Here is a 15,870-nt window from a genome sequence, read left to right as displayed (position 1 = left end):
TAGCCTTACATAGCCACCGGCAATGCCAGTAACTGATACATCAAAGTACGCGCCATTCGTTCATGCCCCTTCGTATTGGGATGCAAACGGTCGAACCCGGAATCATAAAAATAGACAAGCTGTTCTTCAACCATCGGGTTCATACCCGAAACTGCGTTAAGGTCTATCACCGGCATTCCCCATACATTACCGGCTTCTTTGACAGCTTGTATATACGTATCGATATATTCACCACAAGCATTCTGATAACTTTCATCCGGTTGTACATTTGTCTCACCAAATTCGGCCAATGAACGGTGTAGCGGAGTCAGCAGCACAATCTGCTTGTCCGGGAAGAGTTGCTTCAATTTAGACAGCCCTATATTGATACGTCCCTTATAGGTATCTTTCGTCATTATGGGAGTACGCTTTTTGCGGTTCACCATCTTCTTTGTCTCACCACGGGCTGCCATTACCCGTTCCTCCGTTTCCATAAACCATTCACCCACCGGAACACCGTGATTAAAGTCATTCGTACCCAGGAAAACCAGAATAGCATCAACCTCCTCTCCATGTTCCTTCTTCAGCTTCTCGGCCTGATTGGGTAAGTCGTCCCACTGCCGACCGCTCACGCCATAAACATAAGGGATAATGCCCAACCACTCTTTCAAGAAATCCCAATATTTCCTAATTTTGTCACCGTAACTATTAGGATCGGTTATGGAGTCACCCAGATAACCAACTCTCTTTCCCTGCCACGGATGACAGATATTTCTCTTGGTACCATTGTCTACCGCTTTCGGATGTGAGTCCTGCGCATACAGCGGCCCGACACAAAGCAGCAAAACGGCAGATACTATCAACAATCTGTTTCTCATATATATCATATTTATTTCAACATTACTTTCCCTTCATCGTAGCATAGTGGAAATAAAACCAATATGTTTTTCCGTATTTGGCTTGCAAAGGGGCACCATTACCATCGTTTGCCTCGTACAGCCGGGTATATTCACTGAATTCATCCAATACTTGAGGCGGTATATTCCATTTTTCCACTTCATCCAACGAAGCCTTTTTCCCGGCAAGATAGATAAGTAAACCTTCGGCATACAATCTGGAAGGAAACTTCTTTGCAGCAAACTCCCGATAATCTCCGGCGAAAGCCCCAATATCCTTATTCAGCAAATCAAAGCAGAGAAGGTAATCGCATGCCAACGTATTATCAGGATTGTTACGCAACAGATGACGAAGTGAAAGCGGAATGTCGGCAGAAGAGCGCAAAGTATCCGTTGCAGGCAACAACAACCGCTTCCGTTCCAGCCATTGGCAGACTTCGGCCGTCTGTTTTCCGGGAATACGCCGTCCTGCCCAATCACGGTAACACATTGTCTTTTGCAGGAGACGAAGATATTTCATAGCCGCCGCCTCATCACCGTTCACCAGGTTGATTTCCGCCAAACGCTTGACAGCTCTTGCTCCGGTATGATGCGGAGAAAAAATCATTCCCAGAATGGCAGCATGTTCAGCCATCGTCATATCTCCCAACGCAAACCAGACTTCATTGGCTGCATAAATAGTGAGGTAGGTAGAATGGGGAGCCACGGGCAGAAACAGCCCTTGCGAAGCCGGTTGATAACCATCCATCAGCCGGTCGGGAAGTCGGTCCTGCTGTGCATTCAGCAAATTATAATAATAGGCAGTGAACGGAGAGCGGTATTCACCCTCCGCCAACAGTTTCCGTACTTTTTCCGAACGGCCGAAATACATTTCCGAATCCAACGCCAAAAGATATTCTCGCCCTAAATCGGGCATATTGTACCATCGTGACGACCAATCGCCACAGCCAAACAGCCAATAGCCGGACAATACCGCCAATATGCTTACCGCTAAGCCCGACTTCCACGAACGTCGCATGCAGCTACGACACAACAACAAAACACCTCCGATACCGGTTAAAGCGATTGTGCCGGAAAGCGGATAACTCAATCCGCATTGCCTTCCTGCCTCCCAAGCCACCGCCAACACCGTAGGAATCCACGCCCAACGTCCCATGTACGGGACCAACAAACGGAACACCACCACTCCCCAAAGCAACAGCACGACAGCCATTATGGCCGGACCACCCCCTTCGTAATAAAAGAATTGAGTGAGGAAATCTCCTGACAGACGTGCCAGAGCCGCCGGATGCCGCAGATACCCGGCCAATGGTTCGGTGGCAAGCAAAAAGAGTTGTGTCTGCTCCCGATGGAACAGATGATAGGGCAATATCCGGAAGAAAAAAAGGAACAACGCCAAAGCGCCGATTCCTGTCGCTCCCCATTCAATGTATTTCCTTCTGCAAGCTTTCATCCAACAGTTTTTGTTGTTCTTCCGTCAAGGAGCCACGCACCATCTTCCGCATGAATATTCCCAACGTATTGTTTCCCTGCTCTTTCAAAAACAGAAAGTTCGTTTCCTGCTCCTGCATCCTCAGACTGTCACGTATCTGTATCAGATGCAGTGAATCTTTTCCGGTGGCATTCCGTAGTCCCGTCCGGATGAAATGGTAAGCCTCTTGCTTCTTTTCCCTCCCCTCTTTCCATTTCTGAAGGGCATCATTTTGCGGAGTGCCCGTTACCGAGCCGACAGAGTCGGCCTTCACATGTATGGTTCCCGGCTCCGTCACCACCAGCAGTTCCTGGATGTAGATACGCAGCAGATGGCGCAGACGCAACACCCTCATCTCCTCCCCTTGTCCGGAAAAAGAAAAAGAGGCATTGGTTATCTTTACAGAATCCACCCGCCCCGGCGCATTCTCCATCGGCACGAGGTATATCCATTCCCCGTCGTATTTCAACGACGGCAACGTTCCTTCAATCACATAATTCTGTCCGGAATTTCCACAACTTGCCCAAAGAAGGCAACTGATACAGAAAAGCAAGATACGTGTTTTCATCCTTATACATTAGAATTTCAACAAAGGTAGGCGTTTACCAACTGTCAGCCTAATATTCAATTAACCAAAGATAATATTTTTAATCAGAGATTTTCTTCACCGCCATACACTCCATTTCCACCAGCCACCCCGGACGACAGACGGGAGCCAACGTGACAACTCTCGGAATATCGGGAAAACGCTTGTCAAACATCTCTTTCACTACAGCATAGTCCGCAATATCACGCAGATAGACAATGATATGCCCCACATCTCCAAAGCCGCAGTCAGCCTCCTTCAGCAGAGCTTCCACATTCTCCCACATCCGTTCTGTCTGACGACGGACATCTCCGGCATACATCACTTCCCCACGGTTGTTGATACTCGCCGTACCGGAAATGAGCACTTGTCGGCGGTCGTCGTAATCCACCGCCGTTCCCCGTTCGAAACTGACTCCATACTCATAAGTGGGGTTCAGGTGTGTGCGGGCATAGAGATATTTGATTTGTCCGGGCTTTAATCCCGCTACGGCAAAAGCGTCAAGCATCACCAATGCCTTCGGGTCGGCATGACGCCCACCGATACCGGTACTGGCAATATAGTGCGTGTTCTCCGTCAGGTTCTGGGTGACGAACATCTCATTACGTGCCTTGACTACACCGGCATAATTGCAATCCACATTCTGCACAAATATCCAGGTACGCAGGCAATTGTCGGCCAGAGTACACCCTTCCTCCATCAGTTGCATGGCATAGTCGTTGAGCAAAAGACGCATCTGGTATTCCGAATTGGCGGCACGGTTGAAGCTGCCTCCCATCCAGAGCTGGCGGTAAACACCGTGTTTCACTTCATACAGTCCGTTTGGCAGCACTCGTGTCTGCACATCGGTCTGCAGATAGGCCCACAAAGCAATCTTGGTACCATCCAGCGGAGGCTGTTCCACCACAGACAGCGCGCAATCGGAGCTTTCCGCCGTAGCGGCAAGCAACAGTTCTGCCTGGTTGGCAGCATCACTCAAGAAATATCTTTTAAAAACCGCCACGGCTCCGGGCAATTCTTTTTTCAGTAAAGCGGCATACGCATCCAACACGACATTCATCTGTTCACGATAGGTCTGTTTCGGGTCAGTGGCATGTATCATCACATGGTATTCCGTCACTCCGCCGGTCACAACAAATGCAGCCACTTCCGCCCTGCCTGAAGGATAAGAGTATGATGTGTATTTCATATCATTAACAAGAGATTGTTTCAATCGCAAAGATAAGTTTTTTATCTGACAAGGAGTAGTGAAAATCGCAACTTTCGCTTGTTTTGTTCTTATAAAAAAGTTACTTTTATAGAAATCTATAAAATATACAGTTATTATGAGCGAAAATATTTATCCCATCGGCATCTACAACCTGAATTAATAGGAATCTATGTCAATCCGTAATGAGACTATAAACCGGCTTTCTCTTCCTTCACCCCTTCACCTTTCGCATTATTTCCCTATCGTTCAACCCTTTCCGGTGAAACTTCTTTCTTCCTTCTCACCACCTCATATACATTGCCGTACTTCGTATGCCGGCGTTTCAGTCCCACCCGCAGCAGCACCGAACCGAACTGCATGGGATTGCTGCCACGCATCAAGGCGGGATGCGTTTTTTGTAACTCATCAAAGATGTCGGCGGCAGTCAGGTCGAAGCTCTTCTCTGCCGGAAGCGGGGTACGAAACAAGCTGTGAACCGCCTCCTCCACAAGGCTGACACGATAGAAAGCCTCGTTATGCCATTGCAGTTCCTCCTCCTCCGGCTTGGTGAACCAGTTGCGCCGCCCGGCAATGAGTTCCGCTTTCAGTTGGGCAAAAATCTGGTCGTGCTCTATGCCTATGCAGTCAATATTGTGCTTCACCTCGATGCAGAGGAAGCGCCGGCTCCCGGTGGGGTCGGTCAGCAGGTCGAACCGGTTGCTGGTGCCGATGAACGAGGCGATACGGGGCAGTTGCCTGAAGTTCTGCTGATAGGCCTTGCGGATGTTGAGCACCGACATCTGCATCAGATTTTTCAGTAAGGGCATTTTGTTGTCGGCATACTTGTCGAACTCGTCCATATTGAGCAGCCCCATTTCCGCCAGCATCCTTTCGGCTTGTCCCTGCGAGGTCAGTTTCAGGTTGTCGGTGTAGTAGCGTGCCAGCACATCGGGCATCAAGGCACGGCAGAAGCTGGATTTCCGTCGTCCCTGTTCGCGGCTGACAAGCACGGGAGCCACGCTGTTGGCATGCAGCCCGGACACGCCCATCCATTGCGAGGCAAGTCCCAGCATCCAGGTATGGAATCCCCGCACCCAGTGGGGCCGGGAAGAGACGCGGCAGGCAAGCGCGGTCAGCCGGTCCTTGCCGTCCCAGTCGGGCAGTTCGTCCATATAGAGCTGGAAGGGGTGGTAGGCAGGGATGTAGGTGGAATAGACGTACCGGCTCAGGTCCTTGTCCCAGCAAGGTATGCCTTCGGCATGGGCTTCGATGCAGAAAGTGTTCAGTTCGCGCTTGCCCACGGGGGTGAAGGCGGCAGAGCGTTGCCCGGCGGCGCGGAATTCGGTTTCGTCCGTCAGCAGGTTGTAGCGAAAGTCGTAGCGCGAAGCGAGGAACTCCTCGATGTCGCCGCTCAGCGCAGCCACGGCGCTTGCGGCTTTCGCGCTCCGGCGGCACTTCTCTTCCCGCTCCTCCCGGTTTCGGCCGGTCGTTTCTTTTTGTGCGTGTTTCAGCCTTTCCGAAAAGGCAATCAGCCGGCCCGCCTCCTTCAAGAGTCGGTGCTGCTGCAAAGTCATCAGTTTTTTCTTCATAAGTATTTTTATTAAAATGATTGTTTGGCGGTTCCGGGGAAGGGCATCATCCTTTCTTTCCTCTCGCCTCTTCGCCAAAGTTACTGCCTGCCGAGGGCGTTTTGCAAGCCATTCTCCGATTATTCTTCAAAAATCATTCCTGCTGACAAACATACCTATTTATGCTGCAGAACCCTTTATTTTCAGTATATTTGCACGGTTCCTTACAAGTGAACGACCCGGGTCGTTCAATCGACCGACCGAGGTTGTTCAATCGAACGGCCCGGGTCGTTCGTTCGGCCGACCGGAGTCGTTCACTTACAGGAAGACACTTCCGAGGGAAGAAACAAATACGTTGAACGCACTAAAACCTATTGATATGGCAATACTATATGACTGGTACGAGAATCCGGGCACCAATGAGGAAGCCCCGGAAGAGAGAGGCCTCCATCCCCGCCCGTTGCTCAACGGGAAAGTAACCATGCGGCAGCTCTACAACCGCGTGCATGCCCGCAGCTCGCTCACGGTGGGCGACGTGATGAACGCGATAGACTGCCTGACGCAAATCTGCGGCGAAGAACTGCGCAACGGCCACGAGGTGCACATCGAAGGGCTGGGCTACTTCGCCCCCACCCTGGAAGCCACACAGAAAGTGACCCGCAGCACCCCGAACAAGCACCTGAAACTCCGGCTGAAGAGCATCAGCTTCCGTCCCGACGTCAGGCTGAAACAAGCGATGACGGGAGTCAGTGCCATCCGCAGCAAATACACCCGCCACTCCCAGAAGCTTTCGGAAGTGGAGATAGACATGAAGCTGAAAGAATACTTTGCTGACCACGACGTGCTGATTCGCAGCGACTTCCAGGCGCTGTGCGGCATGGCGCGCACCACCGCGAACGTCCACCTGAAACGGTTGCAGCAAGAGGGCAAGCTGAAGAATGTGGGGAAGCCCACGCAACCCATCTACCGGGCCATGCCGGGGTACTACGGTGTGTCGCGCGATGCAAAGGCGGGGCGGTGAGGACGGAAAGCGGTTTCACCGGGAAAGCCGATGAACAGGAGGATGGAAGGAAGAGGTGAAGGAGATGCAGGGATAAAAAGAAACATTCTGCGCCCTGACATCAGGGGTAATACAAAAAGGAATGTGAATTGCATCCGGAAAGGCAATAGAGAATGAATGCGAAAAGGCGAATCTCACGACCCGCCTTTTCCTGATTTAACCATTAAACAATTGTACTATTCGGTTAATGCATTACAATTATCCGATGTTACGGGCGACCAATGAGGTCGGGGGTAACGACAACTGCTTTGGGTTGAATAGCTTATCTATAAATCCAAATTACTTTTAAAGTGCCTCCTTAGAAAATACAATAGAGAAGAATGACGCAGGAACTGTGAAAGACCTACCTGCAGAAAGCGGTTGTCTAACATTTCCATACTCCAAATAAATATAATTTCCATTGGTAGCACTCAAAGATTTTATAGTGTATGTGCCTGACTTAATGTAAAAGTAATGAGCACCGCCTATATGTCCGGTATAATTAAAGATACCATATTCTTTTTTGTCAGAATCAACCAACACCCCACCGCCGTTTGTCTCTATTCCATACACTTTCATTATATTGTAACCTACTTTGGAAGGAGGAACATTATCGTCAGTACCAGGTGCTTGAACTATGCTTTGAGTATAAGGAACCTCTCCTGTATAAACCAAATTGATATATCCTCCTGAGGCTTCGAAAGTACTTCCTACGACAAGCGTTCCCCAATTAGACTGTGTCGTACAATTCTCTAATGCAATCACACGATAAATTCCACAAGCCAAGAAATAGCAATATGGAGGAACTCCTGGTTCACGCGCTGTCAAAACATATTGTTTACCACCTTCGTCACAAACCGTTATACTCGCGTTAACTGGAACATATACACCACTAATCGGAAGCACAATTCGTCCATATCCTGCTGGCGTATCAGGCACATTACTATCCATTATATATGGTCCCAAGACATCTGCCTTTACTGATAAAATGCAAAAAAGCAAAAATACGGGAATACACCAAAAAGTTCGTTTCATCTTTTGATTTTTATGTGATTATTAATTGAGGAATACGGGCGGATATTACCCGCCCGCACATCCAATATTGACTATTTTCTCTTGAAATTCCAGAACCATGCAGTACCACCTCCAGAAGTCACCCCTGGCTCAGGTGCACAAAGCCGAAGTTCATCCTCTGTGATTTTCAAAATGTGATATACATACTGACGTGCATTTCCTTGATTAGGTTGTATACCCAACAAAGGAATAGTACCAGAAAATTCAATTGTACCTACATCCCATCCGGATTGTACCATATCTTCTGAAACTTTTACAGAGCCACTTTCACCACGACTTGTCTGGACACCTGACAGGCTAAGCGAGAACCAACCGTTCAATCCGTCATCAGGTAGTCCCGCACCTGTAACCTGTCCATCAATTTCTCCACTACGGATAACCCACCAACCGGGACCTGTATTTGACAGAAATCCACCATTACCCCAGCAGCCGTCTTCGGCTTCTGTATTCCAAGTCCAAGTTGTTGTGCCATAACCACCATCCGGAGTTGTACCAAAGATATCTGCATAAATAGCGGGAAGATCTGTATACTCCGTTACTGCTATTGATTTGGAAGCCGATTTTGTTATGGAGCCGTCCGAATTAATGGTTGTTACATATACTTGCAATTCTTTATTAGGAGGAGCTACTTGAACCGACGGAGCCGTACCTTCTGCCAACTTGGTATCAGACGTAGCATCATAAACCTTCACATAACGTGACGGAGTAGGAACAATCTGAATGTTGTTGTTTCCCTGGTTCTTGGCCACAAGTTCAAAAGTAAGATTTTCCGGTGTGACATTGGGATCCGGACTGATTTCATCCACTATCGGATCGCAAGCCACCAGCAGCATTGCAAACAAAGGTATTGCGAATAATATCTTTTTCATATCTTTTTTCATTTTAAATTCATATTCTATTCTTGCCAACCATTATACTCAGCACTTGCATCCGTATAACCTTCATTTTGTTCTACCTTTCCTTCATTCAAGAGGACTTGGTTTTCGGGAATCTTCTGGAAACCTGCCGTAGCCTTATAACGTGCGGCATAACCACCGTTCTGCGCCACATTACGGCTTTCAGCCCCATTTGTATAAACCTTTGCTCCCGTCTGGCTTTCAAGGGCATCGGCAGCAATATGCCAACGGCGAATATCGTTCCAGCGAGTACCTTCAAAACATAGTTCCCAACGGCGTTCATTCTGCAATGCAGCCAACGAATATGTACCAATAGGTTCAAGTCCGGCACGACTACGCACTCTGTTTATACCGGAAACATCTTCCTTCAATTCAGACTGCATCAACAATACATCCGCAAAACGAATCAAAACCAAATCATGAATAGAACCGGTTTGCATCAGATTATCATTAATCCAGCCGTCGGCACCATACATTATCTTCTCAAATACCGGTTCAATCGTTTTATTTCCAGCCGCATCCGTACTATAAGCCATGATAGAACCTATTTTCATCTGATAATAATCCGTTTCTTGGATAAAGCCGTCACCACCACCTTTATTATAACTCGGCATATCCTCCGTCTTGAATACGGAGGCCGGACGACGGGCATCATCTTGTTCTGCCACACTCCAATCATTATAAAGATTGGGAGCTACAGGACCGGCACCCCATCCTTGTCCGAAGGGGAAAGAATTGGCCTGATCATTGCCACGTACACCAAAATGCAGAGCATAACCGTTACCATAACCGATAGTAGTGCTCCAAGATGCAAGTTTATTATATTTAATGGCAAACATGGATTCGGGATTTACCGCTGCATCATCTTCTACCCACTTCAATCCCTGACCGGCAGTAAACGGAAAATCTTCTACCGTACATTTATTGGTATATGCCCACAAATTACGAAACTCAGGAACAAGACTATAACCAGAATTATTCACACAATCATCAATATACCCAACCACATCCTGCTTGGTCAAAGTTGTCCCATCAGGCAAATCAACTGAAGTCAACGGACTATAGTTCGTACTAACCAAATCGTTCAGAGTTTCACCATTGCCATACATACCAGTATAATACAACCAGGCACGTCCTAACATAGCTTCAGCCGTATATTTATCAACATGCCCATCCGACTTGCGAACAGCCGGCATATTTGCAGCCGCATCGCGAAGATCCTGCAGAATCTGCCCCCAGATAACAGCGGCAGTCGGAGGGGTAGTATCTTCGGGCAACAAAGCAGTAATCACCAAAGGTACGCGCCCATACATGGAAGCCAACTCGTAGTAATAAAAAGCACGAAGGAACTTGGCTTCGCCCTCAGCCTGCGCTCTTACTTCCGGATCCATTTCAATACCAGCAAGAGCCTCCAACAACGTATTGGCACGGTTGATTCCTTGATAGCGAGCCACCCAGTAATCCTGCGTAGCATTTGTACCCGTATTACAAATAAGGTCCAAAGATTGCATCAACTTATCATTGGGACCACCACCACCCAACATATCATCGCAAGCCAGCAGAGAATTATACAAGAAAGACTGCTGTGGAAAAGCATTGACATTATTCAGGTTCTGATATATGGCAGCTAAAGCCTGATTGGCATCTTCAGCCGTTTTAGGAAAATTGGTCGTATCTTTTTCCGTCAGACTCATCGAGTCCAAGCTACAAGAAGCAAACATTCCTGCTATCATCAAAGCTGCACCTATTAAATATGCTATTTTTTTCATCGTGTATCAATTTTAGAATTTAACATTAACACCTACCATATAAGTACGAGGTTGAGGATAGTTACCTACATCAACACCGGTTACCCACGGTTCTTTGTCATTGAGGGCTCTACCATTCTCCGGATCCATCCCTTTATAACCGGTAAAAGTAAATAGATTCTGTGCAGCAGCATACACACGAAGTTGCTGGAACGGACAGTTCTTCCAAATTCTCTTGAAATCGTATCCTATAGTCAGATTTTGAATGCGAACATAGTCGGCATCATCAATATAAATATCTGAAATGGCCTGGAAATTCTGTCCACTATTTCCCGGCGCAAGCAGCGGATATCTGTTTGAGGTTCCTTCGCCATGCCAGTAATCGTAAACTTCTGTCGTATAGTTTTCATACTGTCCATCTGAGAACTTTCGCCAAGAGCGAGCTACCTGTGCACCAAAAGCGCCATAGGTTGTTACAGAGAAATCAAATCCTTTATATTCCGCACTTAACGTAAGACCCATTGTCACGTCAGGATGAGGATTACCCAAATCAGTCTTATCGTCATCATTAATCACCCCATTTCCATCAACATCCACAAACTTCAAATCACCCGGTTTAATACTTGCACCTTGCTTAGAGTTTGCCGCATTTCCTTTACAATTCTGGTCAAGATATGCCTGCAAGTCATTCTGGTTCTGAATGACACCATCCGTCTTATAACCATAAAAATAGCCAATAGGATGTCCTTCTTCCATACGGACAAACCGACCCGTACTTTGAGCCAACAAATCATTACCGCCTTCAATAAAATGATTGGCGTTATTAACCTCCGTTACTTCATTCTTATTATAGGCCATATTGACATTCACCCCATACTTGAACTCCTTACCAATCTGATCTCTCCAGCCCATTGAAAGTTCAAGGCCAGTATTCTTTACCGTACCAGCATTTTGATATTGAGTAGCGAAACCGGAAGCCGCATTGGTACCCACTTCCACTAACAAGTCTTTCGTCTGCTTGCTATACCAGTCCATGGTAAAACTCAGACGGTTATCCAAGAAACGGGCATCAATACCGATATTGGTCTGTTCTGAAGTTTCCCATGTCAAATCGGGGTTAGCCAAACGATTCGGGTAAGCTCCGGTTGTACCTCCATTCTTATCCGAGCCAAATGTATAAAGACCATAATCGCCAAACTCGTAACCGGCACGCCAATTTGAATTAGGGATATTGTCATTACCATTCTGTCCCCAACCAGCACGGACTTTCAAGAAACCAAGCCAAGAAGCAGTATTCTTCATAAAAGCCTCGTTTGAAATAACCCAACCAGCAGAGAATGATGGGAAATATCCCCATTGATTGCCTTTCGCAAACTTAGACGAGCCATCGGCACGAATGATAGCAGAAAACATATAAGTTTCCTTAAAGTCATAATTCAAACGTCCAAAATAAGACATCTTAGAACCATAATCCGAGGGATAACCATTTACTGTAGCAGTAGCTTTACGTTCTGTATTATGCAAATAAGCATGTGTAAAGTCACCAAAAGCACTATTATAACCGGTTGCCTCTACTGATTCGCCATAAGTTGGTCTTGATTTAGAATACTCTGTACCAGCCAAAACATCAAAATGATGTAAGTCTGTAATATCAAACCGATAACTCAACGTATTAGTCAAACTCCAGTTCCAACCCAAAGACACGTTATTTATCGTTTGGTCTTTATCACGGCTATCTCCCTGATTATTAATTTGGTAAACGGGAAGATATGAACGCCATGAACTTGACCATTGTTTGTAACTAACCTGACCTTTATAAATAAGATTCTTAAGTGGTTGTACTTCCAGATATGCCGCTGTGTTCAGATTAAAATTCTTATTCTTATTATTCCCAGCCTGATTATATACCATGTGAGCCATCGGATTAGAAGCATATGCAGTATAATCAAGTATACCATTAGCACTCGTTCCAAAATTCTTCAAATCATCATACATGAAGAAATCACCATTTTCATTATATACAGGAATCAGAGGAATAGCACGCAAAGCATTAGAAAGGTCATTCGAATATTGATTACCTAACTGCACACCTTGATTCTGTTTGTGCTGATAATATATATTCTCACCAAACTTTATCACATCCACATCTCCCTTACGATATATCACATGCTCAGAATTAATGCGGAAAGTAAAACGACGATAGTCAGTCTTCACCGGACCACCGAATGCACCATCCTGATACTGATAGCCTATACCTGTCGAAAATTTGGAGAATTCAGAACCACCTGTTACATTCAACGCATGATTAGTAACCACAGCATTTTTATTCCGGAATTCTTTTACCCAATCTGTACCAGGATTGGTACCATTCTGATAAGCAGTCAGCAAATCAGCATCTACGAATTTTGACCAATCATACGGTTGGCCTCCATTATTATAGGCCACTTGATCCATTACCGCCATATATTCTTTGGCATTCAACATATCAGGCATCTTATATATATTTGCCCAACCTATGTTTCCATCATAAGATACAGAAACCTTTCCTACCTTACCCTGCTTCGTAGTAATAAGGATAACACCGTTGGCACCGCTCGAACCGTAAATTGCACAAGATGCAGCATCTTTCAACACGTCAATACGTTCAATATCGGCAGGATTCAAGGCGTTAATATCGCCACCGGCTACACCATCAATAACGTAAACTGGAGCTGTATTTCCGTTAGTACCAGCACCACGAATATTAATTTTAAACCCATCACCCGGCTGACCGGAAACGGCCTGAATATTTACACCCGGAGACTGGCTTTGTAAAGCGCCCAATGCCTGCGTAGTATTTAATTTTGCGATGTCTTCGCCTTTTACCTCAACCGTAGCACCTGTCACCAGTTTCTTCTTCTGTACACCGTAACCCACTACGACTACTTCATCCAACAATTCCGTATCTTCCTTTAGCTGAATCTTGAAACTAGTCTGGTTACCTACCACTATTTCTTGCGGCTGATAACCGATAAAAGACACAACAATCGTTGCTCCCGGCTGAACATTCAATGTGAAATTACCGTCAATGTCGGTAATGACACCATTTGTGGTTCCTTTCTCCAATACATTGGCACCGATGACCGGTCCCATTGCATCTGTTACAGTACCTGTGATTTTTTTTGCTTGCTGCACAGCATCTATTGCATCGACCGATGCGGCGAAAAGTTGCGGAGTATAAGTCAGGCTGACAGCCGAACAGATACCCACGAGCAGCGCGGTTCTTCTGAAATTTAAATTCATACTTGTATTTTTCTTAGATTAATGAATTGGTATTGCCTGGCGGCATCTACCGTTTAATATAAGGTTAAACTTCTCTTTTTGAGGAAAAATTAAATATACCTTATTCTATAAAGTGGTTGGTATACATATCACTCCTTTCTCATAGGCATTTTTCATTTCATTAGCGGTTAAACATTATATGATTATTATCAAATTTTAATTAGGCTTGACAAAAGTAGACTTTTAGCAGCAAACCTTATAATACTATTTTATCAAATAACGACACTCATTTAACATCCATTACTATTTTTCCTAAAAAGTATAAAGCATGAATTCTATAACCAACAACTAAAAGCTATAAAAGACAGAAAGGGTTGCCCCGATACTAACCAGAGACAACCCTTTCCATTTTATTATTAAAAATTGCTATTCCATAGAAGGAAGCTCTTCACGGGAAACAACAAATTCCTGGCTCATAGCATCCTTCCACCACGCCTCATCAGCATGGACTGCCGGACTACCATCCTCATTTGTGCCATCATACCACGGCATGAACCAACTCCAACGTGCACCAGATGCCCATTGTTCGGAAATAAGTCCGACTGTGCCACATTCACTCAGCGAAACAATCTTGTTTCCATAATTTCCGGCAATGGAAGTATATTCTGAAACACAATCTGCAGTTTCCTTATTATAAATATCACGTCCCACGATGTCTACATATTGGTCTCCCGGATACCAATCGGAATCATTGCCCTCGGTAGTCCAAACCCAGATAAGATTATCCAATCCTTCAGTCTTGAAGTAGTTGAACATAGCAATCCACAGAGATTTAAAGCTGGCAGCATCCTTACCCCACCAGAACCAGCCACCGGCTGCCTCATGGAATGGGCGCCACAATACCGGAATATCCGCATCTCTCAACAGCTTCAAGTAAGCGGCAGCATTTTTCAAATCTTCGGTAAACACCTTGTTTTCCCAAGTGCCTTCCACTGTGGCATTGGCAGCATCAAACTCCGTATCTGCCTTATAAAAGGCATAATCCTTATTCGGGTCGAGAGCTGTACCGTTATTTTCAAGATAAACAGCAACTGCTGTATAATCATGTCCACCAATGATGAGACCACCTTCTTGCAGGGATTTCAAAACATCTTCGGTAATCACCAATGTATAGTCCCCGGATATGTCAAAATAATCAGTTCCTGAAGCAATCTCGCTCCAACCACTGTTTTTGAACGAACCTTGCGCACCCGCTGCCACATCCTTCACAGCCACGCGTATCACCTGACCCACTTGCGCATCAGCAAAGACAGCTTTTGCAGCATCATCCGTCATCTGTACATTTCCACTCCAATCACCCGGCATTACCGTCTCTCCTTCCCATATCCGGGTAGAAGAAGCTTCGCCTACAGCTTTCTTGGGTACATTCCAATGCCACATGGCAGCTACGATGCCACCTTTGTCAGACCAATCCTTAACAGGAGTAATGTCACCGTAATTAATCCAGTCTGCTCCAGCTACAGATGCCGGCAGATGAACATAGTCGAAACAGTTGATAGCCGGATATTTTCCAGTCCATCCATACACCTTTTCGGACATTTCCGTATTCCAGGCAACATTGGCCATCATAGCTGAAAGTGTCTTCGTCTCAAAATTATCCAGTAGATAATTGTACAGTTTCACAGCTTTGGCCGAAGTGGCAGCAACCAGCGTCTTGTCCAAAGCAACAGTAGAGAACTGAACCGATACAGCCGGAGCAGGCATCTGGTTTGGTCCGGTTACTATTCCCTCGGGGATAGAGAGAGAACAAGCCGTCTCTCTCCCGGGAACATTCACTTTTACAGTCAGTATATTGCTTGCGCCAAGTACATCGGCACTTATCAGTTCACCACCGGTAAACTTGATTTCGCTCAGATTGTCTGTTGCAAAGAATATATTCTTGTCATATTTCACCTCAATAGTGATTTCTCCCGTTTTCACTTTGGCTGCTCCACTTTCAGGAGTAGTAGACACCAATACCGGTGCATCCACTGCAGGGATATCATGATCGACATCAGTATCGCAGGAGGCAAAAGTAAAAGCTGCTATCAACGAAAGCATCCATTTTATATTCAGTTTCTTCATCTTAATTATGATTTTATTTCATTCTTAATCAAGGCATCC

11 protein-coding genes are annotated in these 15,870 nt (G+C 45.9%); 1 reads left to right on the top strand and 10 read right to left on the bottom strand.

Annotated elements, in window-relative coordinates:
* Positions 1-5 precede the first annotated feature (5 nt).
* The 5 genes from DW096_RS11155 to DW096_RS11135 form a co-directional block, all read right to left on the bottom strand.
* Complete coding sequence (locus tag DW096_RS11155) at positions 6-857, bottom strand: SGNH/GDSL hydrolase family protein (RefSeq protein ID WP_120028762.1); 852 nt, start codon at positions 855-857, stop codon at positions 6-8.
* A gap of 22 nt (positions 858-879) precedes the next feature.
* Positions 880-2,328: a DUF6057 family protein gene (locus DW096_RS11150; RefSeq protein WP_120028753.1), complete on the bottom strand. Its 1,449-nt coding sequence runs from the start codon at positions 2,326-2,328 to the stop codon at positions 880-882.
* Positions 2,300-2,914 (bottom strand): DUF4369 domain-containing protein, encoded by a 615-nt coding sequence (locus tag DW096_RS11145; protein ID WP_118931019.1) that lies wholly within the window; start codon positions 2,912-2,914, stop codon positions 2,300-2,302. Before DW096_RS11145 ends, DW096_RS11150 begins: the two co-directional genes overlap by 29 nt.
* Positions 2,915-2,993: 79 nt before the next feature.
* A complete protein-coding gene (locus DW096_RS11140) occupies positions 2,994-4,121 on the bottom strand; it encodes a Rid family hydrolase (RefSeq protein ID WP_118931018.1) in 1,128 nt (375 codons plus the stop codon).
* Positions 4,122-4,381: 260 nt separating this feature from the next.
* Positions 4,382-5,710: a VapE domain-containing protein gene (locus DW096_RS11135; protein WP_120028754.1), complete on the bottom strand. Its 1,329-nt coding sequence runs from the start codon at positions 5,708-5,710 to the stop codon at positions 4,382-4,384.
* 358 nt (positions 5,711-6,068) lie between these two features.
* Between DW096_RS11135 and DW096_RS11130 the strand changes: the two genes are divergently transcribed.
* Entirely contained in the window at positions 6,069-6,710 is a 642-nt protein-coding gene (locus DW096_RS11130; RefSeq protein ID WP_057256322.1) for an HU family DNA-binding protein, read from the top strand.
* A gap of 324 nt (positions 6,711-7,034) precedes the next feature.
* Here DW096_RS11130 and DW096_RS11125 read toward each other — a convergent pair whose 3' ends face one another.
* The 5 genes from DW096_RS11125 to DW096_RS11105 form a co-directional block, all read right to left on the bottom strand.
* Entirely contained in the window at positions 7,035-7,763 is a 729-nt protein-coding gene (locus tag DW096_RS11125) for a hypothetical protein (protein ID WP_057256129.1), read from the bottom strand.
* A 71-nt stretch (positions 7,764-7,834) separates the two neighbouring features.
* Positions 7,835-8,671 (bottom strand): hypothetical protein, encoded by an 837-nt coding sequence (locus tag DW096_RS11120; protein WP_057256323.1) that lies wholly within the window; start codon positions 8,669-8,671, stop codon positions 7,835-7,837.
* A gap of 26 nt (positions 8,672-8,697) precedes the next feature.
* Entirely contained in the window at positions 8,698-10,467 is a 1,770-nt protein-coding gene (locus tag DW096_RS11115) for a RagB/SusD family nutrient uptake outer membrane protein (protein WP_120151110.1), read from the bottom strand.
* 12 nt (positions 10,468-10,479) lie between these two features.
* Entirely contained in the window at positions 10,480-13,728 is a 3,249-nt protein-coding gene (locus DW096_RS11110; protein ID WP_005825009.1) for a TonB-dependent receptor, read from the bottom strand.
* A 405-nt stretch (positions 13,729-14,133) separates the two neighbouring features.
* The gene (locus tag DW096_RS11105) at positions 14,134-15,831 is read right to left on the bottom strand and encodes a glycosyl hydrolase (protein ID WP_057258811.1); all 1,698 of its coding nucleotides are present in this window, start codon (positions 15,829-15,831) and stop codon (positions 14,134-14,136) included.
* Positions 15,832-15,870: the final 39 nt, after the last annotated feature.

Origin of the sequence: Bacteroides sp. AM07-18, from assembly GCF_003602695.1 — a bacterium.
Taxonomy (GTDB): domain Bacteria; phylum Bacteroidota; class Bacteroidia; order Bacteroidales; family Bacteroidaceae; genus Bacteroides; species Bacteroides uniformis.
This window is presented reverse-complemented; position numbering and strand designations above follow the sequence as displayed.